This window comes from Thiorhodovibrio frisius (assembly GCF_033954835.1).
In the GTDB taxonomy this organism is placed as follows: domain Bacteria; phylum Pseudomonadota; class Gammaproteobacteria; order Chromatiales; family Chromatiaceae; genus Thiorhodovibrio; species Thiorhodovibrio frisius.
Genome location: NZ_CP121471.1, coordinates 1,240,495 through 1,264,508 on the forward strand (window position 1 = coordinate 1,240,495; position 24,014 = coordinate 1,264,508).

The 24,014-nt window shown below is 61.8% G+C and carries 24 protein-coding genes and 1 pseudogene; 12 read left to right on the forward strand and 13 right to left on the reverse strand.

All coding sequences use genetic code 11. The annotated features are described in order from the left end of the window. Nucleotides 1-45: 45 nt before the first annotated feature. Nucleotides 46-1,306 (reverse strand): annotated as a pseudogene (locus Thiofri_RS05925) (NupC/NupG family nucleoside CNT transporter). A gap of 371 nt (nt 1,307-1,677) precedes the next feature. On the opposite strand from Thiofri_RS05925, the gene Thiofri_RS05930 reads away from it, so the two are divergent. From Thiofri_RS05930 to Thiofri_RS05945, 4 genes are all read left to right on the forward strand, one after another. Continuing rightward, the gene (locus tag Thiofri_RS05930; RefSeq protein WP_009150794.1) at nt 1,678-1,974 is read left to right on the forward strand and encodes an acylphosphatase; all 297 of its coding nucleotides are present in this window, start codon (nt 1,678-1,680) and stop codon (nt 1,972-1,974) included. Nucleotides 1,975-2,077: 103 nt separating this feature from the next. Beyond that, nucleotides 2,078-2,503, forward strand: a complete 426-nt coding sequence (locus Thiofri_RS05935) for a rubrerythrin family protein (protein WP_009150795.1) — start codon at nt 2,078-2,080, stop codon at nt 2,501-2,503. Between the two features lie 36 nt (nt 2,504-2,539). Then, entirely contained in the window at nt 2,540-3,274 is a 735-nt protein-coding gene (locus tag Thiofri_RS05940; protein WP_009150796.1) for a vWA domain-containing protein, read from the forward strand. A 3-nt stretch (nt 3,275-3,277) separates the two neighbouring features. After that, a complete protein-coding gene (locus tag Thiofri_RS05945) occupies nt 3,278-4,066 on the forward strand; it encodes a J domain-containing protein (protein ID WP_009150797.1) in 789 nt (262 codons plus the stop codon). A 40-nt stretch (nt 4,067-4,106) separates the two neighbouring features. Here the strand turns inward: Thiofri_RS05945 and Thiofri_RS05950 are convergent, their stop codons facing one another. Genes Thiofri_RS05950 through Thiofri_RS05960 form a run of 3 tightly spaced genes read right to left on the reverse strand, consistent with a single transcriptional unit; the run spans nt 4,107 to nt 7,098 of the window. After that, nucleotides 4,107-5,150: an MlaD family protein gene (locus tag Thiofri_RS05950; protein ID WP_009150798.1), complete on the reverse strand. Its 1,044-nt coding sequence runs from the start codon at nt 5,148-5,150 to the stop codon at nt 4,107-4,109. Continuing rightward, nucleotides 5,147-5,920, reverse strand: a complete 774-nt coding sequence (locus Thiofri_RS05955) for an ABC transporter ATP-binding protein (protein WP_009150799.1) — start codon at nt 5,918-5,920, stop codon at nt 5,147-5,149. Before Thiofri_RS05955 ends, Thiofri_RS05950 begins: the two co-directional genes overlap by 4 nt. After that, a complete protein-coding gene (locus tag Thiofri_RS05960) occupies nt 5,920-7,098 on the reverse strand; it encodes an ABC transporter permease (RefSeq protein ID WP_009150800.1) in 1,179 nt (392 codons plus the stop codon). Before Thiofri_RS05960 ends, Thiofri_RS05955 begins: the two co-directional genes overlap by 1 nt. 132 nt (nt 7,099-7,230) lie before the next feature. On the opposite strand from Thiofri_RS05960, the gene Thiofri_RS05965 reads away from it, so the two are divergent. Both Thiofri_RS05965 and Thiofri_RS05970 read left to right on the forward strand, forming a co-directional pair. Beyond that, nucleotides 7,231-8,172 (forward strand): SAM-dependent methyltransferase, encoded by a 942-nt coding sequence (locus tag Thiofri_RS05965; protein ID WP_009150801.1) that lies wholly within the window; start codon nt 7,231-7,233, stop codon nt 8,170-8,172. A gap of 180 nt (nt 8,173-8,352) precedes the next feature. Further along, nucleotides 8,353-9,675, forward strand: a complete 1,323-nt coding sequence (locus Thiofri_RS05970; protein ID WP_009150802.1) for an HD-GYP domain-containing protein — start codon at nt 8,353-8,355, stop codon at nt 9,673-9,675. Between the two features lie 9 nt (nt 9,676-9,684). Here the strand turns inward: Thiofri_RS05970 and hslO are convergent, their stop codons facing one another. Genes hslO through Thiofri_RS05985 form a run of 3 tightly spaced genes read right to left on the reverse strand, consistent with a single transcriptional unit; the run spans nt 9,685 to nt 11,810 of the window. Then, nucleotides 9,685-10,560 (reverse strand): Hsp33 family molecular chaperone HslO, encoded by an 876-nt coding sequence (gene hslO / locus Thiofri_RS05975; RefSeq protein ID WP_009150803.1) that lies wholly within the window; start codon nt 10,558-10,560, stop codon nt 9,685-9,687. 9 nt (nt 10,561-10,569) lie between these two features. Then, nucleotides 10,570-11,445: a metallophosphoesterase family protein gene (locus tag Thiofri_RS05980; RefSeq protein ID WP_009150804.1), complete on the reverse strand. Its 876-nt coding sequence runs from the start codon at nt 11,443-11,445 to the stop codon at nt 10,570-10,572. Then, the gene (locus Thiofri_RS05985) at nt 11,442-11,810 is read right to left on the reverse strand and encodes an MTH1187 family thiamine-binding protein (RefSeq protein WP_009150805.1); all 369 of its coding nucleotides are present in this window, start codon (nt 11,808-11,810) and stop codon (nt 11,442-11,444) included. Before Thiofri_RS05985 ends, Thiofri_RS05980 begins: the two co-directional genes overlap by 4 nt. 425 nt (nt 11,811-12,235) lie before the next feature. On the opposite strand from Thiofri_RS05985, the gene Thiofri_RS05990 reads away from it, so the two are divergent. Both Thiofri_RS05990 and Thiofri_RS05995 read left to right on the forward strand, forming a co-directional pair. Beyond that, nucleotides 12,236-12,712 (forward strand): hypothetical protein, encoded by a 477-nt coding sequence (locus tag Thiofri_RS05990; protein WP_390166806.1) that lies wholly within the window; start codon nt 12,236-12,238, stop codon nt 12,710-12,712. Between the two features lie 192 nt (nt 12,713-12,904). Continuing rightward, nucleotides 12,905-13,162, forward strand: a complete 258-nt coding sequence (locus Thiofri_RS05995) for a hypothetical protein (RefSeq protein WP_009150808.1) — start codon at nt 12,905-12,907, stop codon at nt 13,160-13,162. Here Thiofri_RS05995 and purN read toward each other — a convergent pair. The 6 genes from purN to Thiofri_RS06025 are packed head-to-tail and all read right to left on the reverse strand — an operon-like array spanning nt 13,159 to nt 18,900. Beyond that, the gene (gene purN / locus Thiofri_RS06000) at nt 13,159-13,902 is read right to left on the reverse strand and encodes a phosphoribosylglycinamide formyltransferase (RefSeq protein ID WP_009150809.1); all 744 of its coding nucleotides are present in this window, start codon (nt 13,900-13,902) and stop codon (nt 13,159-13,161) included. The two genes, Thiofri_RS05995 and purN, sit on opposite strands and share 4 nt — an antisense overlap. A 56-nt stretch (nt 13,903-13,958) precedes the next feature. Next, nucleotides 13,959-15,005: a phosphoribosylformylglycinamidine cyclo-ligase gene (gene purM, locus Thiofri_RS06005; protein WP_009150810.1), complete on the reverse strand. Its 1,047-nt coding sequence runs from the start codon at nt 15,003-15,005 to the stop codon at nt 13,959-13,961. 10 nt (nt 15,006-15,015) lie between these two features. Beyond that, entirely contained in the window at nt 15,016-15,588 is a 573-nt protein-coding gene (gene rfbC / locus Thiofri_RS06010; RefSeq protein ID WP_009150811.1) for a dTDP-4-dehydrorhamnose 3,5-epimerase, read from the reverse strand. A gap of 45 nt (nt 15,589-15,633) precedes the next feature. Then, nucleotides 15,634-16,509 (reverse strand): glucose-1-phosphate thymidylyltransferase RfbA, encoded by an 876-nt coding sequence (gene rfbA / locus Thiofri_RS06015; protein WP_009150812.1) that lies wholly within the window; start codon nt 16,507-16,509, stop codon nt 15,634-15,636. Continuing rightward, on the reverse strand, nt 16,506-17,600 hold the full coding sequence (gene rfbB, locus Thiofri_RS06020; RefSeq protein WP_009150813.1) for a dTDP-glucose 4,6-dehydratase: 1,095 nt from the start codon (nt 17,598-17,600) through the stop codon (nt 16,506-16,508). The genes rfbA and rfbB overlap by 4 nt, the downstream gene beginning before the upstream one ends. 40 nt (nt 17,601-17,640) lie before the next feature. Then, the gene (locus Thiofri_RS06025) at nt 17,641-18,900 is read right to left on the reverse strand and encodes a glucose-1-phosphate adenylyltransferase (RefSeq protein WP_009150814.1); all 1,260 of its coding nucleotides are present in this window, start codon (nt 18,898-18,900) and stop codon (nt 17,641-17,643) included. 583 nt (nt 18,901-19,483) lie between these two features. On the opposite strand from Thiofri_RS06025, the gene gpmI reads away from it, so the two are divergent. From gpmI to Thiofri_RS06045, 4 genes are all read left to right on the forward strand, one after another. Beyond that, on the forward strand, nt 19,484-21,028 hold the full coding sequence (gene gpmI / locus Thiofri_RS06030) for a 2,3-bisphosphoglycerate-independent phosphoglycerate mutase (RefSeq protein ID WP_009150815.1): 1,545 nt from the start codon (nt 19,484-19,486) through the stop codon (nt 21,026-21,028). Between the two features lie 16 nt (nt 21,029-21,044). After that, nucleotides 21,045-21,884 carry a thymidylate synthase gene (locus Thiofri_RS06035; RefSeq protein WP_009150816.1) on the forward strand — a complete coding sequence of 280 codons (840 nt, stop codon included), beginning with the start codon at nt 21,045-21,047 and terminating at the stop codon, nt 21,882-21,884. A 127-nt stretch (nt 21,885-22,011) separates the two neighbouring features. Beyond that, the gene (gene sohB, locus Thiofri_RS06040; protein ID WP_009150817.1) at nt 22,012-23,022 is read left to right on the forward strand and encodes a protease SohB; all 1,011 of its coding nucleotides are present in this window, start codon (nt 22,012-22,014) and stop codon (nt 23,020-23,022) included. A gap of 78 nt (nt 23,023-23,100) precedes the next feature. After that, on the forward strand, nt 23,101-24,009 hold the full coding sequence (locus Thiofri_RS06045; RefSeq protein ID WP_009150818.1) for an HAD-IIA family hydrolase: 909 nt from the start codon (nt 23,101-23,103) through the stop codon (nt 24,007-24,009). The last annotated feature ends 5 nt before the right edge of the window (nt 24,010-24,014 follow it).

Genomic DNA, 24,014 nt, shown 5'->3' on the forward strand with positions numbered 1-24,014 from the left:
CTCCCGGTGGCGAAGCCTCGCGCTCGGCGAATTGCTTGACCGCGATTAAAGCAGCAATCCCGCCATGGCGCCTGTCATGAGTGTCGCCAGGGTGCCGGCAAGGATGGATTTGAGTCCAAGAGCCACGATCTCTGATCGCCGTTCTGGCGCGATGCTGGCTAGTCCGCCGATCATGATTCCCAGGCTGCCGAAGTTGGCAAAGCCGCACAGGGCATAGAGCATGATCAGGCGGCTGCGCTCGCTGAGTGCTTCTGGCGGCAGTTGCGAGAGCTGCACATAGGCGATCAGTTCATTGAGCACCGTCTTGGTTCCCATGAGGGCGCCGGCGCTCTGGGCCTCCTGCCAGGGGATGCCGATCAGCCAGACCACGGGGGCGAATAGCCAGCCAAGCATGCGTTCTAGTGTCACCGGAGCGCCGGCGAGTTCCGGTAGCAGTCCGAGCATGCTATTGGCCAGACTGACCAGTGCCAGCATCACAATCAGCAGTGCCATTATGTTCAGCATTAGCGGAATAGCCGCGAGCGTGCCGCGGGTGACAGCGTCCATGGCGCTTTCGGAGTCGATCTCGATGTGCGCCTCAAAAGTCTGCTCGGGAGTGCTTTCAGGCACCATGATGCCGGCGATCACCAGGGCAGCCGGAGCGCTCATTAAAGAGGCGGTTAGAATCTGTCCCATGGCATTTGGGATTAGCTCCCCCAAAATACTGGCATAGAGCAGCATGACGGTGCCGGCGATGGTGGCCATGCCGCCCACCATCAGCGCGAAGAGTGCCGAGCGAGACATGGTGTTGAGATAAGGGCGGACCAGAAGGGGGCGCTTCGGCCATGCCGATAAAGACATTGGCTGCCGTGGCTAGCCCAAGCGCACCGCCGGTGCCCAGTGTGTGGCGCAGCACCCAGGCAAAGCCACGCACCAGGAGTGGCAGAATGCGCCAGTGAAACAAAAGCGCCGACAGCGCCGAGACCACCAGAATCAGCGGCAGGGCACGGAAGGCGAAGACAAAGCGATGCACGGGTGTGCTCACATCGAAGGGGGCCTCGCCACCAGCCAGATAACCGAAGACAAACTGCGCCCCGGTATCGGTGGCCTTCTGTATCGCCAGCACCATCGCATTGAGCAGCAGAAAGGCATCGCGCGCCCCTGGCCACTTGAGAAGCAACAGGCCGAGTAGCACTTGCAATGTCAGGCCGCCCATGACCAGCCGTGGCGAGATGTGGCGGCGCGATTCGCTGAGCAGCCAGGCAATGGCGAGCAAGGCCGAGAGCCCCAAGAGCGCTTGCAGGGTCGGTAGGAGGGTTTCGGACATGGTGCTGTAACAGATCAAAGCGGAGCCAAAAACCGCACCTTATGCGGCTTGGGGCCGAAATAAAAGCTCGGCGTGATGCGATACCGAAACCCTTTGAAATTTCGGTTTGTTCTGGGCCGGGTGACGGCCACGGGGAACGCCGTGAATACTTCCCTGCAGGCTTCGCGGCGGCGCCCTGCCGCCGAGACCTCCGTGGCCGTCACCCGGCCCAAAAGCGTTAGCCATCTTGGGATTGGTATATCAGGGGATGACCCGACTGGAGCGACGGGATTGCAACAGGATGCAAGCGCGCGCACAATTTCTGCAAGCTAGGTCGCAGCCGCTGTATTGCTTGGGGTGGCCGGGACTAAAGCATCAGGCAGGAGCAAGGCATGACAGCCGCCAGCGATGATTCAGAACAACAAGTCTGCTACCTTTGCCTGGTCAGCGGGCGGGTGCAGGGCGTCTTTTTTCGCGCCTCCGCGCGCGAACAGGCTGTGCGCTTGGGGGTGAGCGGGCGGGCGCGCAATCTGCCTGATGGCCGGGTCGAAGTGCTCGCCTGCGGACCGCCCGATGCGGTGCGATCTTTGCGCGCTTGGCTCAAGCAGGGGCCGCCCCAAGCAGAGGTGATGGACCTTGACTGTCAGCCGCTCGCCTGGCAACAGATCTCCGGCTTTACCACAGGCTGACAGTTTGGCGGTGGGAGTGGCGGCAGTCGCCAGTGGCAGCCCAAATCCCCAGGCAAACCCGGCGCCAAATTTTAACCAGAGGACATTCCAGACAGAGGCAAGTATGGAACTCAAAGGCAGCAAAACCGAGCAATGTTTGCGTGAGGCCTTTGCCGGCGAGGCCAAGGCAAACCGGCGTTATCTCTACTTCGCCGCCAAGGCGGATATCGAAGGCTTTAACGATGTTGCCGCCCTGTTTCGCTCCGCAGCCGAGGGCGAGACTGGCCATGCCCATGGTCACCTGGAGTATCTTGAAGCCATCGGTGATCCGGACACCGGCCTGCCGATTGGCGCCACGGCGGATAATCTGCGCTCCGCCATCACCGGAGAGAGCCAGGAGTGGTCCGAGGGTTACCCATCCATGGCGCGCATCGCCCGCGAGGAAGGCTTTGATGAAATTGCCGACTGGTTCGAGATTCTCGCCAAGGCCGAGGGCTCTCATGCCAAGCGGTTTCAGAAGGCGCTGGATAATCTGGACCTTGAAGACTAAGCGCAACGCCCGCGTCAGTTGCGCCGGCGCCCACCCGTGAGCAAGTCCGATCAAGCGCTTGAGTCGGTCTCCAGCAGCGCTGAGGTCGATGCGTTTCTGGCGCGGGTGGCGACACTGCCGCCGGCCAGTGCTACGCAGGTGCCAGGTGCGCGTCTGCTGTTCGCGCTCGACGCCACCGCCAGCCGCGAGCGCACCTGGGACCGCGCCACCCAGATTCAGGCCGCCATGTTTGAGGAAACCCAGACGCTCGGTGGTCTGGAGGTTCAACTCTGCCACTATCGCGGCCTGGGCGAGTTCAAGACCTCGCCCTGGTGTCGGCGCGCCGATGAGCTGCTCCCGCGCATGACGGCAGTGCGCTGTTCTCCTGGCGTGACTCAGATCGCCCGCCTGCTCGATCATGCCATCGCCACCGCCGGCCCCGCTGGCAAACCCGCCCAGGGCGCACCCCTGCGGGCCCTGGTGTTCGTCGGCGATGCCTGCGAGGAACCGCGTGATCGCCTTGCCGACCAAGCCGGGCGCCTGCGTCTGTTGGGGGTGCCAGTGTTCGTGTTCCAGGAAGGTCGCGACCGGGATGCCCTGGCGGGTCTGCGCGCCATCGCCCAACTCTCGGGTGGTGCCTGGTGCCCTTTCGACAGCGCAAGCCCGGAACTCTTGCGCGATCTGCTCAGCGCCGTGGCTGTCTATGCTGTCGGTGGGCGCCCGGCGCTCGAGGACTTCGGCCGCCGTCACGGTGATGCCGTGCGCCAGCTAACCGCCCAACTCGGAGCCTGAGCCATGGCGCGCTTGTTGGTGCTCGTCTTGTTGCTCGGGCTCTTGTTGTGGGGGCTGCACTGGTTTCGTACCGCGCCTGCGGCCCAGGTCGCGCGCATGCTGCGCCGCGTGCTGCTCTGGGGTGGCATCGGGCTGCTGGTGGTGGCGGTCGCGAGTGGGCGCCTGAGTCCGCTCTTTGCTGCCCTGGCTGCCGCCGTGCCTGTGGTGCTGCGACTGTTGAATTTGCTGCGCATGTTGCCGCTGATCCAGCAAGCCCTGCATGCGCTGGGTTTTAAGACGGCCGGTGCCAGACAGACTGGCGGCCCGGGTTACGGTGCGACTGGGGGGCCGGCCGGCCAATCCCGCATCCGCACCCGTTATCTGGACATGACCCTGGATCAATCCACCGGGCGCATGGATGGCACTGTGCGCGATGGGCCTTTCAGCGGCGAGCGGTTGTCCGCGCTTGATCGCACTCAGCTCGCGCGCATGCTCGAGTTCTATGAGGACAGCGACGCGCAATCGGCTGCGGTGCTGCGGGCCTACCTGGAGCGCACCGACCCGGGTGGTCAGCATGGGCAGAATGATGACGCCCACGCTGGAGCCGGCAGCGGCGGGGCACCACCGGCCGCAGCCGGGCGCTTGTCCCGTGAGGAGGCCGGCGCCATTCTCGGTCTCATCCCGGGCGCCGATGCAGAGCAGGTCCGCGCCGCCCACCGACGTCTGATGCAGAAATTCCATCCCGACCGTGGCGGCTCGGATTATCTGGCGGCCAAAATTAACGAGGCCAAGAAGACACTGCTTAGCGACTGACCAGGAGCCGTGCTTGTCGGCATCGCCTTTCGCATCAAGGTCAACGCGCTCGCGCTCCCGATTTGCCGCTCAGCAGGGCTTCCGGGTGGCGTTCCAGGTAATCGGCCAGGGTGCGGATGGAGCGCGCTGCCTCGGTGGTTTCGCGCAGGAGTTGATCGAGCTGATAGCGCGTTGGGGAGTCGCTGGCGACCAGGGAGTCGAGCGCAGCCAGCGTTTTGGTGCCCTGGGTGAGGGCGGCTTGGGCGGAAGCTTTTAGGGGTGCCCAATCGCGTTGCAGGTTGGCGGTCAGGGTGGCGGTGTTTTCGGCCGCGCTGGTTAAGGCGGGGGCGATCTGCTCGATGTTCTCGCGTGCTGTGACGCTCAGCTCGTTGGTGTTTGTCAGCACCTGCTGAAGACTGTCCAACAGGGGCTTTAGATCATGATTTAGCGTTTGCAGTGCGAGATGGGCTTGCGTCAGGGTGGCGTCGAGGCTCTCCACGCTCCGGTCAATTTTACCTGAAGAAAACAGATCGTAAATGGCATCCAGAGTGCCGGTGGTTTTCTCGACCAGGTCGTTTAGAGGTAGGGTGGCAAGTAGATCTTCCATGCGATCACGCGTGGCCTCAATCGCTGGGACCTGAATGGCATCTTGGTAATCTTGCTCCTCGGGCTGGGCTGGTAGCTGTGGGTTTAGGTTTAGGCTGACCACATACTGGCCGGTCACCACGCTGATGGATTGCAGGCGCGCACGAAGACCTTCTTGCTTGACCAGTTGGCGGATGACGGCGCGTGGGTTGGTTTGTCCAACGCCGCCCAGTACCGCGATATTCTTCGGCCAGATGTCATAACGCACGGGAACGCGGAAGTTGTTGGTATCAGGCAGATAGTTCAGGCCGATGCCGGTGATCTGACCAATGGGAACGCCCTGAAATTGCACTTGGGCACCGATATTGAGCCCCTGCACGGAACCTGGGAAAAATGTGACCAGTGCAATGCGCTCGCGCAACAGGGCACCGCTACCAAATACAATGAGCGCGCCGACAAAGATCACCAACGCGCCGAGCACAAAGCCGCCGATTACGGCCGGATTTGCCTGTTTGCTCATGTCTCGCCCCGGTTCAGAAAGGCTCGCACGCCGGCCAGCTCGGAATGCTCCTTGAGCCAGCGCGGGTTGCCTGTGGTCAGCATGGTGCGGCGCTCGGCATCGAGAAAGACCGCATCGTCGGCAATGGTGAAAATACTTGCCAGTTCATGGGTCACCACCACCATGGTGGTGTTGAGGCTGGCGCGCAGTTGCAGCAGGAGTTCATCTAAGCGCCTGGCGCTTAGTGGGTCGAGCCCGGCCGAGGGCTCATCAAAGAATAATAGCTCAGGGTCGAGCGCTATGGCTCGCGCTACGCCGACGCGCTTGCGCATGCCGCCGCTGATGGCCGAGGGGTAATGGTCGCCAAAACCGGCTAGGCCGACCAGTGCCAGTTTGTAGTCGGCGATGGCGCAAATCTGCGCGGCGCTCAGATTGGTGTGAATTTCAAGCGGCAGGCTGACATTCTCGCGCAGCGTCATGGCGCTCCAGAGGGCACCGCTTTGGTACATCACGCCCTGGCGGCGCATCAGGGCTGTGCGCTCTTGGGTGTTGCTGTGCCAGAGGTCCTGGTTCTGGATCAGAATGCGTCCCTGTGCTGGTCGCAGTAGGCCGGTTAGGGCGTGCATCAGGGTGCTCTTGCCGCAGCCGCTGCTGCCCATGATGATGAAAATATCCCCGCGCCGGATGACAAAGTTCAGATCCTGCTGGATGACGGTCTCGCCATAGGCTAGCTTGGTGTCGCATACCTGCACCATGGCTTGCTGTTTTTTTTGGGGCTCGGCTACCGACATCAGGACAGCCCGATGGCCTCGAACAACACCGTCAGCACGGCTGCGGCGATGACAATAAAGAGAATGGCCGTGACCACCGCCGAGGTCGTCGCGCGGCCGACTTCCGCCGCGCTGCGCCCGCACTGCATGCCGCGCAGGCAGCCGGAGGCGGCAACAATGGCGCCATAGACAGTGGCGCTGATCAGTCCCTGGGCGAGATGATTGACTGCGATGGCATTGCGGGTGGCCATCAGGTACTCACCGCTGGTCAGCCCCGCGACCATGGTGCCGACGAAGAGCCCACCGAGAATGCCGAACAGATTGGCATAGAGTGTTAACAGCGGCGTCATTAAGATGAGCGCCAGCATGCGTGGTAGCACCAGAAATTCCATCGGCGAGACGCCCAAGGTGCGCAGGGCGTCGATTTCCTCATTCGCCTGCATTGCGCCGATCTGCGCGGCAAAGGCAGCCCCTGTGCGTCCGGCCAGCACAATGGCGGTGACCAGGGCGCCGATTTGTATCACCATGGCCAGCCCGACCAGATCGGCGATATAAATGCGCGCCCCAAACTGCGCCAGCTGCTGGTTGCCGATGTAAGCCAGAATCATCCCAACCAGAAAGCACACCAGGCTGACAATGGGCAGGGCATCGGCGCCGGCGGATTCGATGATCAGCCAGAACTCCGACAGTCGAAAGCGGCTTTTGCCGCGCACAAAGCGCTGCACCGCCAGTGTGCCCTCGCCGAAGAAGTGCATGATTTCCCCGGTGGCATTGGCCAGGTCGATGAAATCCAGGCCCAGGCGCCCGAGAAAGCCCGGCTGCGCGGGTTCGGCCTCGGCCACCTTGTCCTGCTCGGGCGCAGACCCAGCCAGCTTGAGCAGCGCGCGCAGCGCCTCGGGCAGGGCGGAAAGATCACAGGCAATGCCGTCTATTTTGCAGGCTTGCTGTACGCTCAGGATAAACACCGCTAGGCTGGAGTCCCAGTCGGCGAGGTTGTTGGCGCTCAGGTCCAGCTGGTGCAGATCAACGGCCGCGCGCAGGCGCGCGATGGTGGGTTCGGGCGCAGGCAGGTCCAGGTCCATGCGCCAGCGCCCGCTGAGTTCGAGCCGGGCGGGTTGATCCTTGTGCAATGCGAGCTGCGCGCTGGCGGCTGCGCCAGGGCGCTCAGTGGTCGTCGTGTCGGGCAGGGAGGATGTCACGGCTGGCCTTGGAGTCTGGATAGGCGGGCGTCATTATTCTCGCTCAGAGCGCTTCGATGATACAGTGACCCTTTGCGCACCTGTGCGCAAGCCGAGACCGGGGTGAGCCGATTGCAGCCGGAGACCTTGCTAATGACCAAGACAACGCGCAAATGGCGCGAGCTGGCAGCCAGTGTCGGATTTTTGAACTGGCTGTTTAACCCCTTGCAGCGCAGCGATGTGCGCTCGGTTTACGATCTGCTTTTGGAGCAGTCGCCAACCACGCGCGCCCGCTATCTCAATCTGGGCTATTGGGCCGGGCTGGAACCTGGGGAAAACACCGGGGCGGACAGCCTGGATGACGCCTGTGATGCCCTGGTGCGCCTGGTCGGCAAGCGCGCCGGCCTGGGGGCTGATGATCGCCTGCTCGATGTGGGTTTCGGTTTCGGCGATCAGGACCTGTTGTGGTGGCGGGAGTTCGCGCCTAAACGCATCGTCGGGCTAAATATTACCGCCTCGCAGGTGGCCGTGGCCCGCAAGCGGGTGGCGGCACAGGAGCTCTCGCAGCAGATCGATCTGCGTCTGGGCTCGGCCACCGCCATGCCGGTCGCGGCCGGCTCGGTTGACGTGATTATTGCACTCGAGTGCGCCTTCCACTTCCAGACCCGTGAGCGCTTTTTTGCCGAGGCGCTGCGCGTGCTACGCCCGGGTGGGCGCCTGGTGCTGGCCGACATCATCCCCATGCCGTTGGTTGCTGGCGGTGGCGAACGCTGGCAGCAACGCCTGACCTGGGCGCTGGTGGCAGGCAAGTTTGCTATTCCCAAAGCCAATGCTTATCCGCTTGCTAGCTATGTGGACAAGCTGGCCGAGGCTGGCTTCGCACCGGTCGAGGTCGAGTCTATTCGTCATGATGTGTATCAGCCGCTGCATGCCCATCTGCGCGAACATCCAGACATTCTCGCGCGTTTGCATCCGCTGCTGGCCTTCGCGGTGCGTCTGGCACTCAAGGCGGATGCCAAGACTCTTTTCTCCGGACTCGACTATGTGCTGGCATCGGCGATCAAGCCGGGTGGCGCGCCGGCTGTTCCTGGTTAAAATACCCAAGACTTTGCGTTTTTGAGCTAGCCTTGACAATGAGTCCCTGGCAGCCGTTGGCTGATGGTCGCGGATTCTTGCCAGGTGTTTCTCAAGATGGAGGCAGGGAGGCCATAGGTTGCTGGGTGCGCGCACGGCTGTGATGGCGCCGATGCGCCGAATCAGAGGCTCCTGTCCGATATGGCATTGACTGAAGTGGCTGTCGAGCGGCTGCGTGTCGGGGTGTTCATTCATCTCGACACCCCCTGGATGCAGCACCCATTTCTGACCAGCAAGTTCAAACTCCGCTCAGAGAAGCAGCTCAAGGTTCTGCGTTCGCTCGGTGTCAAGCTGGTGCAGGTCGACGCGGAACGCAGTGACTGTGCGCCTTGGGAGCCCGCGGAAGTCCCGCCGCCAAGCCCCGAAGTCGGACTCGAGTCGGCGCTTGATGAGTTGGCTGAGGAGACCTTGGCCATTGCGGCCGATCCGGATCTGGATGCTGAGACAGCGGCCCTGTGGGAGGAGAAGAACCAGCGTATCCGCAAGCTTAAGGAAAGACGCGCACGTTTGAACCAATGCGCCAAGCGCTATACCACCTCGGTGATTTCGGCGCGCAAGCTGTTTCCACTGTTGGAGTCCATGCCCGGCGAGGCGCTGCGCGCGGCCAACGAACTGGTCGCGGGGATGATCGACGAGCTTGGTGCGGATCAGGAAACCACGGTGCAGCTGATCAACCTCAAACATCTCGAGGAGAACAGCTATTTTCATGCCATTAATGTGGTGGCACTGGCGCTGGTGTTGGGGCGCGAGCTGGCGCTCAATGTCAGGGATCTGCGCTTGCTTGGGCTAGGCGCGCTCTTCCATGACCTGGGGCACCAGCAGCTGCCGTCGCAAATTCTGCTCAAGAAAGGGCCTTTCACCAGGCCCGAACTCATGCTCTACCGTCGCCATCCGGCCATCGGCTTGCAGATGGCCAAGCGCATGCCAACGCTGCCGCGACCGGTGATGGAGATCATCGGCAAGCACCATGAGCATCTTGACGGCAGCGGTTATCCGCAGGGCCTGCGTGAGCAAGACCTGGGCATGCTGACCCGCGTCATCAGTATCGTGAATCGCTACGATAATCTGTGCAACGGCTTTGCCGCGCGCCGTGGTCTGTCACCCCATCAGGCTGTTTCCCTGATGTATGCCAAAGAAAAGAGCCACTACGATGGGCAGGTGCTGAGTGCCTTTATCAGCTGTCTGGGCGTCTATCCTCCAGGCACGGTGGTGCGCCTGGAGGATGAACGACTGGCGGTGGTGACCTCGGTGAACCGCGACGATCTTGCCAAGCCGAATGTGCTGGTTTATGCGCCTGATGTGCCCAAGGAAGAGGCCGTGATTCTGGATTTATCAGAAGAAGAACTCGGGGTGCGCGAGAGCCTGCATGTCGGTGCCCTGAACCAGGACCAGGTTGAATATCTGAATGTGTCCGACAAGCTGAGCTATTACTTCGAGAAGAAGAAACACGGGCGGCGTGGGTGAGGCAAAGAATTACTGCCGTTGCGGCGGAGCTGTGCTCGGTACGCTGCTGGCGAAAAGTTCGCTGACATCCACGGCATCGAAGCGATAGTTCCGGTTGCAGAATTCGCAGGTCACCTCCACTGCCCCGCGCTCGGCGATCAGTGCCTCGAGGTCGTCTTGGCCGAGCGCGCGCAGGGTGGTGGCGATGCGCGTGCGCGAGCAAGTGCAGCGGAAGGTGATCAGATCGGGCTCGAACACTCTAACCTGCTCGGTGTGGAACAGGCGATGGAGCAGCTGGTGAAAGGGTAGCTTGAGCATCTCGACACTGTTTAGGGTGTCGGCCAGCAATTGGCAGCGATCCCAGTTGTCTTCGTCGCTGCTGGTCTGTCCTGGCAGGCGCTGTAGCAGCAGGCCGAAGGCCGCATTGTCGCCAATGGCCAGCCATAGCCGGGTGGGAAGCTGTTCGGAGACGTCGAAATAGTGCCCGATGGCGGCGGCCAGGCTGTCGCCTTGCAGCGGTACCACACCCTGATAGCTCTGCCCCGCGTCGGGTTCGATGGTCATCACCAATTGCGCGGGGCCGAGCAGGTCGGTCAGGTGAGTGCTGCCCAGAGGCTCGCGCCAGCGCGCCAGACCGCGCAGGCTGTGGTCATGCGTGGCCTGGGCAATCAGCGTATGCAGGGGGCCGTCGCCGCGTACCTGGAGTGTCAGGCTGCCCTCAAACTTTAGTGTGGCGCTCAGCAGCACGGCGCTGACCAGCGCCTCGCCCAAAGGCTGGCGCACCGCCGGCGGATAGGTATGGCGTTCAAGCACCGCGCGCCAGCTTGCATCAAGCCGCACCAACTCGCCGCGCACGCCCAGTTGTTCAAGCAGAAAGCGTTGTAGCCGGTCGGCATCGGGGATCATGGGCGTTGCTTACCTGTGGTTGTTGTTGTGCTGCGGCTCAGTGCGCAGAAATTGGTCGACCGACCATTGCAGATCGACTTCTCCCGCCATCACGGCGGCCTCGTACTGGTGACGCCAGTGCGCGAGCAGGGGCCGCGCCTGTTGCCACTCGGCAAAAATCACCTGCGCGAGCGGGCCGCCCTGATCGAGAAAGCCGGATTCCTCGAAGCGACGCGTGCTTTGTTCGCGATCATAGTCGAAGCGGCGGATCTCAGTGTGCCAGCGTCCGCGATAAAAGCTGAATAGCCCAAGGCTGCCACGCGGGTCGTCGTCGAACGGCGAGCCGACCGAACCGACGTTGACGATATCCATGCCTAAGACCCTGCGCGTATGGACCTTGTGGGTGTGACCGGTAATGTACAGGGCCAGATCGGCGGGCAGCTTGTCTTGCAGGGATTCATCTGCGGTGCGCGGCGAGATGCCATCGCGATTTCCGGCCAAGGTGCCATGGGCGATGTGGACCCAAAGATCGGCGCCGCAGCCCGGTCTGTCGCCCGGCGCATCGAAGCACAGATGATCCGGCCAATGGTCTAGCCTTTGGGCAAGCTCGCCGAGCTGGCGGCAGGTCCAGTCGGTAAAAGCGAACATGGCCTGTTCCTGAGGCGTGCGCGCGCCCTCGCGGCTCCAGCGCGAGACCCAGGCCTCGTGATTGCCGCGCACGGCCAGCCAGCCGTGCTGGCGGCGGCGTTGCTCGAACAACGCCAGGCAGCTGTGGTTGTCCGGGCCGCGGTTGATCAGATCGCCAGCAGTGGCAACCAGATCCGGCTGCCAGGCGTCGATGATGGCGATGGCCTGCTCGAAGGCCTGGATGTTGCCCTGCACGTCCGAGAAGACGGCGACTTTCATTGGCTGGTGGTTCCCTTGGTTGATTGCCCGGTAACCGCTCGTCGAGTCTGTTGCTCGGTGCCCTGGCGCAGACGCTGATTGACGGAAGCGACCTTGCCGCTCAGACGTTGGTTGGCGTGGGCTCGAATGTCGAGCTTGGCGGTCGCGTAGACGCGCTCGCAGCCGTGCTCGGCAAGGATTGCGTGGGCGCTTTCAATCAGCGCCAGGGCCTGAGCGAGGGAGTCAGTTTCGATCAGGGTGCCCATGGCGGTGAGTTGGTAGTCATGACCGCTGGCAGCGATCATCTCGACGACTGGGGCGATGAAAGGGCTCAGGCTGCTACCCTGGTCAACCGGAAAAATACTCAGGTCAAGCAAGACGGACATGGCAGGTTCTCCGGGTTGGGGCTGTGCTTGCCGTGAACCACAGGAAGCCATTCTCCGGGCTGGTTGGGGCTGTGGCGTTGAAGGATGTTAATGCAAAGCGGCTGTCAGATGCATGAGCAGGGCGGCGCCTGATTGGCGGAAAATGCTCAGCTTGGAGCCCAGACTCCGCGCGGCGCAGGGCAACCAGCGCGGGTTCATGCCTTTTCAGTCTGGCTCGGGTGAGCAAGTTATCGTGCAATCTGCGCCGATTCAATCCAAAATGATCTCTTGTGCTTTGGCATTGGCCCGCGCTTTAGCCCTTGCCATTCTGAGCCAGTCCCCCCTTGCGACCATGCGCTTTCGCATGCGACCACGGGGCGCCATGGCGTTTTGCACGCTGAGCCTTAAGACGGTGAGCCTGAAGACTTTGAGCCAGACAAGGGAGAGTGAGATTGAATATTGAGACCAGCCTCGACGGACTTGCCGAGCCTGATTGGGACAGCCCGCTGCAGGTTACCCTGACTCCGGAGCTGCTGGCAAAGACCTTGATGGATACTGCGACTGCTGTCCATACTGGCTGGGAGAGCTGTGTGCAGGATGACTCCGTGCTGAATCAGATCGTCGCCATGGATGACTCGGGTCAGAATTCCGTGCGCCTGATTGAACAGGAGTTTGCCGATGAAGAAGAAGTCGATGTGGTTTGGCACGACTGGGCGCTCGAGATTTGCGTTGGTCGGGTCATGACCATCGGCCACTGGCACCTGCGTAACGACTCCCCTCCAGTCGACTGGGAATGGCACGCGCGCCAAGCGGAGAACGCCTTTCAGCAGGCCTGCGTGCTCATCGGTCGTCGCGCCCGCCGTGGCCTCTGGGTGGAGGAAGCCATGCCGCATGAACTGCCGCCGCGCTCCCATCGCCACTGAGGCGATTTGTGGGAAAATCCGGTGGTGGCAAATGCATGCACTGGTCAGAATCGATAGGCTGATATACCAATCGCCCGGCCCAGAATGAGCCGAAATCTCAAAGGGTTTCAGTAAACATCAATCCACAGAAATCATCCAAGGCCATCAGCCAGCATCCATAACAATCAGATTGACCACGAAAGGAGAGTATCGATGTCCCATCGACTGCTAGTACTGGGTTGCGAAACCATGCGCGACGGCGTCGTTGTTGCCGGGATTTTCTTTGCGGCGGCGGTCGCCCTGTTTATGGCTGCGCGCTTTGTGGTTCCTGCGGAGGTTGCACATTTGCAGGCGATTGTCCTGCTGCTCGCGCTCGTTCTGATCATGCTCGCGCCTGTGGTGCTGATCTCCACATTCCTGCTGTCGGTGCTACCCGGTGCGCGGGAGAAGCTCGGGCGTTGCGAGCACTAACAATTCGGCGGCAGGCTGACGGGCGCTGTCAGTAATTTACCATCAAGCCGGGCGCGCTTGTCCGGGTCGAGGCACAGGCGTCCGCTGGCAAACCAGCGCACTGCTTCGGGGTAGATTTTGTGTTCCTGCTTTAGCACCCGGGCGGCAAGGCGGTCGTCGTCGTCGTCGGGCAGCACCGGGACTCGCGCCTGCAAAATTGGCGGACCGCCGTCGAGTTCCTCGGTGACGAAATGCACTGTGGCGCCATGTTCGCTATCGCCTGCGGCCAAAGCGCGCGCGTGGGTGTGCAGGCCTTGGTATTTCGGCAGCAGAGACGGATGAATGTTAAGCAGTCGGCCCAGGTAGTGGCGGACAAAGTCGGGCGTCAGGATGCGCATGAAGCCCGCGAGGACCACCAGCGCAGGATCGAAGCTGTCGATCAGTGCCATGAGTGCGGTATCGAAGGCGGCACGGTCGTCAAATAGTCTGTGATTCAGTACGGCCGTGCTGATGCCGGCGGCCTCAGCCCGCTCGAGGCCACGAACGTCCGGGACATTGCTGATCACAGCGCGGATGACGATGGGTAAGTCGCCTCCCTGTTGGCCATCGATCAGGGCTTGCAGGTTGCTGCCGCTGCCTGAGATCAGCACTACGACTGCCAAAGGGTTTCGAGTTGGTTCGGGACTCTTGCTGGAGGGTTTGGTGGCGAGATCGAGTTCCGGGTTCGGCTGAAATTCACCCTGAGGGATGTCTGGGATCATAGTGTTACCACGAATCTCATGGATTCATTCGCCGGAGTGGCCGGGGTCCATGAGCCTTAGTTGTAACGGACTTCCGGGGCGCCTTGATTTGCATCGATGCGTCCAATCACCCATGCCTGTTCGCCGGCCTTGTTGAATGCCGCCAATGCTTCATCGGTGCGCTCAGGTGGCAGCAATACCAGCAGTCCCACACCGCAGTTGAAGGTGCGGCGCATTTCTGCATCAAGGATGCCTCCCTGCTGCTGTAGCCAGGCGAAGACCGGTGGTAGGGTCCAGCTCGAGAGATCAATGATTGCCTTGGTGTTCGGTGGCATGACACGGGGCAGGTTGTCGGTGATGCCACCGCCGGTGATGTGCGCCAGGGCATGGATGTCGAGTGTCTCGATCAATGGCAGCAGAGAGCGCACATAGATGCGGGTGGGAGCGAGCAGGGCATCGATCAGGCTGGCGTCGCCGCAAGGGTCGGTCAGTTCAGCGCCGCTGCGCTCGAGTACCTGGCGAATCAGGGAGTAGCCGTTGGAATGCGGGCCGGAGGAGGCCAGCGCGATAATGTTGTCGCCGACCTGCACGCGCTCGGGGCCAAGCAGGGCGTCCTTTTCAGCGAGGCCGACGCAGAAGCCGGCCAAGTCGTAGTCTCCGGTCTGGTACATGCCGGGCATTTCGGCGGTCTCACCGCCGATCAGGGCGCAGCCGGCCTGGCGGCAGCCCTCGGCGATGCCGGCGATCACGGCGGTGGCAATATCGAGTTCCAGCTTGCCGGTGGCATAGTAGTCGAGAAAGAACAGCGGCTCGGCGCCCGTGACCAAAATATCATTGGCGCACATCGCGACCAGATCGATGCCGATGCCATCATGGCGGCCGGTGTCAATTGCCAGCTTGAGCTTGGTGCCGACGCCGTCGGTGCCCGAGACCAGCACCGGGTTGCGGTAGCGGCCCAAGGGCAGCTCGAACAGGCCACCGAAGCCGCCCAACCGGCCGACGCCGGGGCGCGCGGTGGCAGCGGCGAGCGGCTTGATGCGCTCGACCAACTCGGCGCCGGCGTCGATATCAACACCAGCGCTGCGGTAGTCGAGCGGTGGTTGGGATATGGGTGTCTGGCTCATTGAAAGATTGTCAGCTGTGGGCGGCGGGGTCGAACACTGGCAATCGCTCCGGGGTGATCTCGGCCAGGGGTAAGGCGGCGCGGTCGGCATCTGACAGGATGGGGTCACCTTTCAACGGCCAGTCGATGCCAATAGCTGGGTCGTCCCAACGCACCGAGAACTGGGTCTCGGGGTGGTAGGCGTCGGTGCACTTGTAGTTAAAGAGCGCATCTTCGCCGGTGACCAGATAGCCGTGGGCGAAGCCGGCTGGCACCCAGAACTGGCGTTTGTTCTCGCCGCTCAGAAGGCAGCCATGCCAACGCCCGAAGCTCGGCGAGCCACGACGCACATCGACGGCGACATCGAAGACCTCGCCTTGCAGCACTTGCACTAGTTTCCCTTGGGCGTAGGGGTTCTGCAGATGCAGCCCGCGCAGCACGCCTTGGCGGGAATAGGCCAGATTGTCCTGCACAAACTCCGGGCCGATGCCGGCCTCGGCGTAGCGCTCCTGCTGCCAGGTCTCGACAAAAAAGCCGCGCTCGTCGCCAAAGACCTGGGGTTCGATGATGAGGACGTCTGGCAGCGCTGTGGTGAGAATATTCACAATGGTGGGTTCTCGATGCGTTCTGGAGTGTAGGCGATTCGCGGGTCAGTTGGTCGGCAACAGGCGCAGAAGATAGTCGCCATAGCCGCTCTTGCGCAGGGGCTCGGCCAGGACGCGCAACTGTTCGGCGTCGATCCAGCGGTTCAGAAAGGCCATTTCCTCGGGCGCGCAGATCTTGAGTCCCTGGCGCTGCTCAATGGCCTGAATGAAATTGGCCGCTTGTAGCAGAGATTCCTGGGTGCCGGTGTCGAGCCAGGCGATGCCGCGGCCGAGTTTTTCCAGATACAGCTCGCCTCTGGCCAGATAGCAGTTGTTGAGGTCAGTGATTTCGAGCTCGCCACGCGGTGAAGGCCGCAGCTCCGCGGCGATGTCGCACACCTGCTCGTCATAGAAATAGAGACCCGTCACTGCATGCTGGGACTTTGGCTTGGCCGGCTTTTCCTCCAGGCTGATCACCTGGCCTTCAGTATTGAATTCGGCTACGCCATAGCGTTCCGGGTCGCGGACCTGATAGCCAAAGACAGTGGCGCCCTTGGTTCGGGCGGCGGCGCTTTTTAAGCAGGGTGTCAGCCCACCGCCGTAGAAAATGTTATCACCCAGAATCAAACAGCTGGGTTGTCCGGCAATGAAATCCCGGCCGATCAGAAAGGCCTGCGCCAGACCGCCCGGCTCGGGTTGCACGGCGTAGTCCAGCGATAGACCCCATTGGCTGCCATCACCAAGCAAAGTGCGAAAGGCCGTTTGGTCCTGCGGCGTGGTGATAACCAGAATCTCGCGAATCCCGGCCAGCATTAGCACCGAGAGCGGATAGTAGATCATCGGCTTGTCATAGACGGGCATCAGTTGCTTGCTGACCGCAATGGTGAGCGGATGCAACCGGGTGCCGGCACCGCCGGCGAGGATAATGCCTTTGCGTGTCATGCTGTGGGCTCGGTGCTGGTTTGCGCCGCCATGCCGAGGCGTTGGCCACGGTAGCTGCCGTCCATGATCCGGGCGGTCCAGTCCTGATGTGCCAGGTACCATTCGATGGTGCGCTTCATGCCAGAGGAAAAGCTCTCGCGAGGTGCCCAGCCGAGCTCCGCTTGGATTTTTCTGGCGTCTATCGCATAGCGGCGATCATGTCCGGGACGGTCAGGCACGAAGGATTTCAGCAGCCGATGCGGGCGGTAGGGCGAATCAGGTAACGCCTCGTCGAGCAGGTCGCATAGGGTGTCGACGACCTCGAGATTGGTCTTTTCGCTGTCGCCGCCGATATTGTAGACCTCGCCGGGCTGGCCAGACTCCAACACCAGGGCGATGGCGCGGCAGTGGTCCTCGACATAAAGCCAGTCGCGCACATTGCCGCCATCACCATAGATGGGCAAGGGCTGGCCGGACATGGCCTTGGCGATCATCAGCGGGATGAGCTTTTCTGGGAACTGATAGGGGCCGTAGTTGTTGGAACAGTTGGTGGTCAGCACCGGCATGCCGTAGGTGTGGTGCCAGGCGCGTACTAGGTGATCCGACGCGGCCTTGGATGCCGAGTAGGGCGAGTTGGGTGCATAGGCGGTGGCTTCAGTGAACTTGCCGGTGCTGCCCAGAGTGCCATAGACCTCGTCGGTCGAGACATGCAGAAAGCGGAAGTCATCACGGCGCTCGGTGGGCAGATCGGCCCAGTAGGCGCGGGCGCAGTCGAGCAGGTTGAAGGTGCCGAGCACATTGGTTTCGATAAAAGCTGCCGGGCCGTCAATGGAGCGGTCGACGTGGCTCTCGGCGGCAAAGTTCACGATTGCATCAATCTGGTGCGCGACCAGCAGTCGGCTGACCAGATCGCGGTCACCGATGTCGCCCTGCACGAACTTGTGGCGTGGCGGTTCGCTCCCGGGTTCTTCCAGGTCGGTCAGGGTATCGAGATTGCCGGCGTAGGTCAGCTTGTCGAGATTGACAATGCGTGCGTCGCTCTCGGCCAGCATCAGATGCACGAAATTGCCGCCGATAAAGCCAGCTCCGCCAGTGATTAGGATGTTTCGCATTCGAACCCCTTAGGTGATTTCTGCCGTGCCCGCTGCGCCCTCATTCGGCGTAACCGCGCCCGGTGCCGCGCACATCGCGGGCGAAGAAGCCGACCAGGCCGGAGGGCACCACGGTGACACCACCGGGGCTCACATGAAACCGCTGGCGATCCGCGTCGGGGTCATGGCCAATAATAGTGCCGGGATCGATGATGTTGTGCCGATCAACAATCACCCGACGCAGGCGTGAGCCACGACAGATCCGGACATAATCCATGATGATGCAGTCCTCGAGTTCCACGTCTTCCTCGATCACCGTCTCGCGCCGAATAATGGAGTTGCTGAGACGGCTGTTGTCATGGATGACAGTGGCAGCGCCGAGCAAGGAGTTGGTGACCTGACCGCCAAGCACCCGGGCGACCGGGCCTTGGTAGTTACTGGAGTAAATCGGCCATTCAGGATTGAAGGCATCGAACACCGGCTCGGCGCCCAGCACGTCCTTATGCGCGCTGAAATAAGCATCAATGCCGCCAACATCGCGCCAGTAAACCTGTGTTTCGTAGGGCTTGATGCCCGGGATCTCGTTGGTGGCAAAATCATAAGAAAACAGCCGTTTCTCGCTGGCGAGCAAACGCGGCAGCACATGCTGCCCAAAGTCGGTTTCGCCCGCCTGCTGGGAGTCGTGCAGGGCGTTTAGCAGCACTTTGGTGTCGAAGACATAATTGCCCATGGAGGCAAAGGCGCAGTTCGGATTGCCGGGCATGGGGCGCGGGTCGGCGGGCTTCTCTTGAAAGGCACTGATGCGACCGGTTTCATCGGCTACGATGACGCCAAAACCCTTGGCATCTTCCAGGGGGACCGGCAGGGCGGCGATGGTCACGTCGGCTTCCCGCTCGCGGTGAAAGTCGACCATCTGGCGGATGTCCATGCGATAGATATGATCGGCACCGAACACCACGACGAGATCGGGTGCGTGCTCCTCGAGCAGATTAATGTTTTGCTGCACCGCATCCGCCGTGCCCTGGAACCAACTTGAGCCCGAGCGCATCTGCGGTGGCACCACGGTGACGAACTGATCCTGAAGCAGTGGCGAGATGGTCCAAGCCTTGCGCACGTGTTCGATCAGCGATTGGGACTTGTATTGCACCAAGAGATAGATGGTGCGGATCTGGGAGTTGATCAGGTTGCTCAGCACAAAGTCGACGATGCGGTAGCGCGAGCCGAAAGGCACCGATGGCTTGGAACGGGCGGAGGTGAGCGGTTGCAGGCGGGAACCTTGACCGCCCGCCATGACGAAAGCGATGATTCTGTCAGCAGACATCTGTGCCTCTCTGGCCACGGCCGTGTCCGGTGGCCTTTTTTTGTTTAATGATGCTGTGATGCAAGCGGCAATGCCGAGCGTCACCCTTGGCTAAAACGCCCGGTGGGCGCATCCCCGGATGGGTCCTTAAAGCGGCCTCTCAGGTATCATGAGGGGCTGCCGTTCCGGCTTCTGGCCATCGCTTCGCGCTCAATTCAGAGCGGAAGGTACTCGAGTGGCTCCTTGGCCTTAGCCCCCCATCCCTTGCAACCGGAAAGCATACGCACCAGAGTGGGTCGCGCGCAACCGCCAAACAAAGCTTTTGGGGCAAACAGAGGCCCATCGCAGTGCCGAGGCAAGCCCTTGGCCGCCGCGCTTTTTGCCGCTACCAGCCTTGCCTGAGAGAATGTCTGTCACAATTTCTGATAACGATTGATCACAACAGGCGATTGATCACAAAAGGGATACAATAGCCGGTACGCACGCGGCCCCGGTTGGAGCCATCCAGCCAATACTCGCCAAAGGTGCCGTCTCGGTCGCGACCACCAGGACTATTGGATTTACTCAGGGACCCATCCCCTCGGACCAAACTCAAGGACCAATCATGAGCAACTCAGCCGGAATGACCCGCCGCCCGGTCATTTTGATCATTCTCGACGGAGTCGGCGTCAATCCAAGCAAAGCCCACAATGCCGTGGTGCTGGCCCCCACGCCACGGCTCGACACCCTTTTCGCCGAAAATTCCCACACCACACTCTCGGCCTCCGGTCGTGCCGTGGGTCTGCCGGACGGCCAGATGGGCAACTCCGAGGTTGGCCACATGACGATTGGCTCCGGCTGTGTCATTCGACAAGACCTGGTGCTGATTGACGACGCGATTGCCGACCGCAGCTTTTTCGATAACCGCGCCCTGGTGGCCGCCGCCCGACGCGCCGCCGCTGCGGGCCGCCCGCTGCACCTGATGGGGCTGGTCTCTGATGGCGGCATCCACAGCCATACGCGCCATCTCACTGCGCTGATCAAGCTCGCCAAACGCAACGGCGCCAAACCCGCGCTGCACATGATCACCGATGGGCGCGACACCCCGCCGCGCGCTGCCAGCGACTATCTGCCCTCGCTTGAAGAGTCCCTGGCCGCCGCCGACGGGCAGATCGCGACCGTCTCCGGGCGCTACTACGCCATGGATAGAGATAACCGTTGGGATCGCACCAAAATGGCCTTTGACGCCTTGGTGCATGGCAAGGGTCGCAAGGCTGTCAGCGCCCGCGCGGCCATCGAGAGCGCCTACAAGTCTGGCGAGGATGACGAGTTCATCTCCCCGACTATCATCGACGGCGGCGAGCAGGTGCTTGAAGACGACAGCCTGGTGTTCTTTAACTTCCGCAAGGACCGCCCGCGCCAGACAGTCTCGGCATTGTTCAACCCGGACTTCGACGACTTTGATCGCGGTGGTTTCCGCCGCGCCGAGGTCACCTGCATGATGGAGTATGACCAGTGGTACGGGCTGCCGGTGGCCTTCGATCATGAATCACCCAGCGTCACCTTGGGTGGCATCATCAGCGACGCGGGCCTGGCGCAACTGCACTGCGCCGAGACCGAAAAATACGCCCATGTGACCTTTTTCTTCAACGGCGGTCAGAGCGACCCCTACCCCAAGGAAGACCGCGTCCTCATCCCCTCGCCCAAGGTCGCCACCTATGACCTAAAGCCCGAGATGAGCGCGCCCGCAGTGGCCGATGCCCTGATTAGCGCGCTGAACGAGCGCAAGCACGATTTCATCGTCGCCAACTTTGCCAATGGCGACATGGTTGGGCACACTGCGGTGCGCGAGGCTATTCTCGAAGCCGTTGCCGTGCTTGACCGCGAAGTTGGTCGAGTGGCCGATGCCGCCCGCGAGAATGGCTATTCGGTGCTCCTCACTGCCGATCATGGCAACTGCGACGAGATGATCGACCCCCTCAGTGGTGAGCCCCACACGCGCCATACCTGCTACCCTGTTCCCTGCCTGGTCATTGATGAAATGCCCTGGATACTGAGCGTCGAAGGCGGCATCGTCGACATCGCTCCCACGGTGCTGACGCTGATGGGGCTGCCGGTGCCTGCAAGCATGCAGGGCAAGTCGCTGTTGCTCAAGCCAGCAAAGCGTTAGAGGCAGGGCGAATCTAGTGCAGCAATACCTCGACTTAATGCGCGATATTCTTGCCCATGGCAGTGATCGCGAAGACCGCACTGGCGTTGGCACTCGCTCGGTTTTCGGGCGGCAGTTGCGTTTTGATCTCAGCGCCGGGTTTCCGCTGCTAACCACCAAGACAGTGCATTTCAGAAGCGTGGTTGTTGAGCTGCTGTGGTTTCTTGCTGGCTCGACCGACAACCGCTGGCTGAATGAGCGCGGGGTGACCATCTGGGACGAATGGGCCGCGCCCGATGGTGAGCTTGGTCCCATCTATGGTGCGCAGTGGCGGAACTGGCCGAGCGCCGATGGCCAGACCATTGATCAGCTCAGCGATCTGATCGCCGCTTTGCGCAAGGACCCCGACTCCCGCCGCCACCTGGTTTCGGCCTGGAATCCCGCCGTGCTGCCGCTGGGCGGGGTCGCGCCGCCGGACAATGCTGCCGCCGGGCGCATGGCGCTGGCGCCCTGTCATTGTCTGTTTCAGTGCTATGTCGATCAGGGGCGGCTGTCCCTGCAACTCTATCAGCGCAGTGCCGATCTGTTTCTGGGCGTGCCCTTTAATATCGCGAGCTATGCGCTGCTGACGCATCTGCTTGCCCAGCAGTGCGATCTCGAGCCGGGCGATCTGGTGCATACATTCGGCGATGTGCACCTGTATCGAAACCATCTGACCGACGACATTGTGCATGAACAACTTCGCCGCGCCCCTGGTGCGCTGCCACGGCTTGAGATCGCCCGCCGACCACCCTCGCTGTTTGACTATCAACCCGAGGACTTTCGGGTAATTGGTTATGAGCCGCATCCGTCCATTCGCGCGCCCATTGCGGTGTGATGCTGCCTTGGTCCGATTTTAAACGGGCCTTGAGTTACAGCGTTAAGTGCACTGAGGCGAATCGGGGCGCATCAATTTGCCCTACAAACCCTAACATCCCGCCAATTTCCCCGACCCTGGAGCGCGCATGTTGATTGAAGCCTTGATTGAATACGGCCTGTTCGCGGCCAAAGCCCTGACCCTGATGCTCGCGCTCGCCCTGCTGGTGATGATGCTGTTGCGCGCGCGCTTGGATTCACAAGGCGGGGATGATGGGCGTTTGGAGATTACCGACCTTGGCGAGCGCTATCGCGACATGGCACTCGGGCTCAAGCAGGCCATGCTGCCGGCGAAAGCCTACAAGCAGCTCATTAAGGCCGAGCGCAAGGCGGATAAGGCTCGCGCCAAGGAGACCAATCCCGAGCCCGAAAAACGGCGGATTTTCGTCGTCGATTTTCACGGCGACATCATGGCCAGCGAGGTCGGTGGTCTGCGTGAGTTGATCTCGGCCCTGCTGCTGGTCGCGCGTCAGGAGGACGAAGTGCTGGTGCGGCTGGAGAACACCGGCGGCGCAGTGCATGAGCATGGCCTGGGTGCCTCGCAACTGTTGCGACTGCGCCAGGCGGGGATCGCGCTGACAGTCTCGGTCGACAAGGTCGCGGCCAGCGGCGGCTATCTAATGGCTGTGGTGGCCAATCGGATTCTGGCTGCACCCTTTGCCGTCATCGGCTCCATCGGCGTGGTGGCAGAGCTACCTAACTTCCACCGCTGGCTCCAGCGCAACGGCATCGACTTCGAGCTGCACACCGCCGGCGAGCACAAACGCACGCTGACGCTTTTTGGTGAGAACACTGAGGAAGCGCGTGTCAAGGTGCGCGAGCAGCTTGAGGATGTGCATCGCCAGTTCAAATCTTTCCTGCTCGAATACCGTCCCGACCTGCCGCTGGAGGAGGTCGCCACCGGCGAGTACTGGCACGGCGAACAGGCACTCACCCTTGGCCTGGTTGATGAACTGCGCACCAGCGACGACTACCTGCTCGCCGCGCGCGAGGAAGCCGATCTCTACCTGGTCAACTATCAGGTTAAGAAGAAACCGCTTGAGCGCCTGCTCGGCTCCTTGCAGCTTAAAGCCGCGCGCTGGCGCAATGCACTCCGGTAGGCAGGGGCAACTGTATTCGCCCCATCGCAATGGAAGTGAAATCCGGCCGCCCGCCGGAAATCCCCAAGAGCCGCGCCAATGCCCCCAAGCCATTCGGACCCCGAAGCCAGATTGACGGCGCCACTCATTACCCCGTCCCAACTCATCGAGCGCTACGACGGCTTTCTGCTTGATGCCTATGGGGTGCTGCTCGACGATACCGGCCCGCTACCTGGCGCGGCGGACTTTCTCGCCCGCCTTGATGCCGCTGGCAAGCCCTGGCTGATTGTCACCAATGCCGCCAGTCGTCTGCCGCAACAGCTCGCGGCCGACTTCACCGCCAAGGGGCTGGCGCTCGACGCTCAGCATCTGCTGACCTCCGGCATGCTGCTCCAGCCCTATTTTGCCCGCCATGGTCTGCAAGGCGCCTCCTGCCTGCTGCTCGGCCCGCCAAGCGCCCAAGGTTATGTGACTCGCGCCGGTGGGCGGCTGATTGAGGACGACCAGGACGCCGAGGTGGTGGTCATTGCCGACCAAAACGGCGTGCGTTGGCCCGAGGACTTCAATCGTGCGCTCAATCTGATCATGCGCCGTCAGGCTGGTGGTGAGTCCATCCATCTCTTGTTGTGCAATCCCGACCTCATCTTCCCCTGCGCGCCCGGTGCCTTCAGCCTGACCGCTGGCGCCATGGCCGTGATGCTTGAGACCGTGCTCAACGCCCATCATCCCGACCAGCCCATCGCCTTCGAGCGCCTCGGCAAACCCTGTCGGCCAATTTTCGACCAAGCCAGGCAGCAGCTCGGCGTTCAGCGGCCGGTGATGATTGGCGATCAACTCGGCACCGACATTCGCGGTGGCCTGGATGCGGGCCTGGACGCGGTACTGGTTGGCACCGGTCTTGCAGGTGGCGCCCCGGTGATTCCAGCCGCAGGCGGCACCAAAGCCGCAGATCTGCCGCAGCCGACCTGGCAAGTCCGCAGTCTTGTGGACAATCAGATGAGAGTTTGAACATC

Coding starts and splice junctions, on each gene's coding strand:
- Thiofri_RS05930 (WP_009150794.1), top strand. CDS start 1,678: ATGACAGCCGCCAGCGATGATTCAGAACAACAAGTCTGCTACCTTTGC.
- Thiofri_RS05935 (WP_009150795.1), top strand. CDS start 2,078: ATGGAACTCAAAGGCAGCAAAACCGAGCAATGTTTGCGTGAGGCCTTT.
- Thiofri_RS05945 (WP_009150797.1), top strand. CDS start 3,278: ATGGCGCGCTTGTTGGTGCTCGTCTTGTTGCTCGGGCTCTTGTTGTGG.
- Thiofri_RS05950 (WP_009150798.1), bottom strand. CDS start 5,150: ATGAGCAAACAGGCAAATCCGGCCGTAATCGGCGGCTTTGTGCTCGGC.
- Thiofri_RS05955 (WP_009150799.1), bottom strand. CDS start 5,920: ATGTCGGTAGCCGAGCCCCAAAAAAAACAGCAAGCCATGGTGCAGGTA.
- Thiofri_RS05965 (WP_009150801.1), top strand. CDS start 7,231: ATGACCAAGACAACGCGCAAATGGCGCGAGCTGGCAGCCAGTGTCGGA.
- Thiofri_RS05970 (WP_009150802.1), top strand. CDS start 8,353: ATGGCATTGACTGAAGTGGCTGTCGAGCGGCTGCGTGTCGGGGTGTTC.
- hslO (WP_009150803.1), bottom strand. CDS start 10,560: ATGATCCCCGATGCCGACCGGCTACAACGCTTTCTGCTTGAACAACTG.
- Thiofri_RS05980 (WP_009150804.1), bottom strand. CDS start 11,445: ATGAAAGTCGCCGTCTTCTCGGACGTGCAGGGCAACATCCAGGCCTTC.
- Thiofri_RS05985 (WP_009150805.1), bottom strand. CDS start 11,810: ATGTCCGTCTTGCTTGACCTGAGTATTTTTCCGGTTGACCAGGGTAGC.
- Thiofri_RS05995 (WP_009150808.1), top strand. CDS start 12,905: ATGTCCCATCGACTGCTAGTACTGGGTTGCGAAACCATGCGCGACGGC.
- purN (WP_009150809.1), bottom strand. CDS start 13,902: ATGATCCCAGACATCCCTCAGGGTGAATTTCAGCCGAACCCGGAACTC.
- purM (WP_009150810.1), bottom strand. CDS start 15,005: ATGAGCCAGACACCCATATCCCAACCACCGCTCGACTACCGCAGCGCT.
- rfbA (WP_009150812.1), bottom strand. CDS start 16,509: ATGACACGCAAAGGCATTATCCTCGCCGGCGGTGCCGGCACCCGGTTG.
- rfbB (WP_009150813.1), bottom strand. CDS start 17,600: ATGCGAAACATCCTAATCACTGGCGGAGCTGGCTTTATCGGCGGCAAT.
- Thiofri_RS06025 (WP_009150814.1), bottom strand. CDS start 18,900: ATGTCTGCTGACAGAATCATCGCTTTCGTCATGGCGGGCGGTCAAGGT.
- gpmI (WP_009150815.1), top strand. CDS start 19,484: ATGAGCAACTCAGCCGGAATGACCCGCCGCCCGGTCATTTTGATCATT.
- sohB (WP_009150817.1), top strand. CDS start 22,012: ATGTTGATTGAAGCCTTGATTGAATACGGCCTGTTCGCGGCCAAAGCC.
- Thiofri_RS06045 (WP_009150818.1), top strand. CDS start 23,101: ATGCCCCCAAGCCATTCGGACCCCGAAGCCAGATTGACGGCGCCACTC.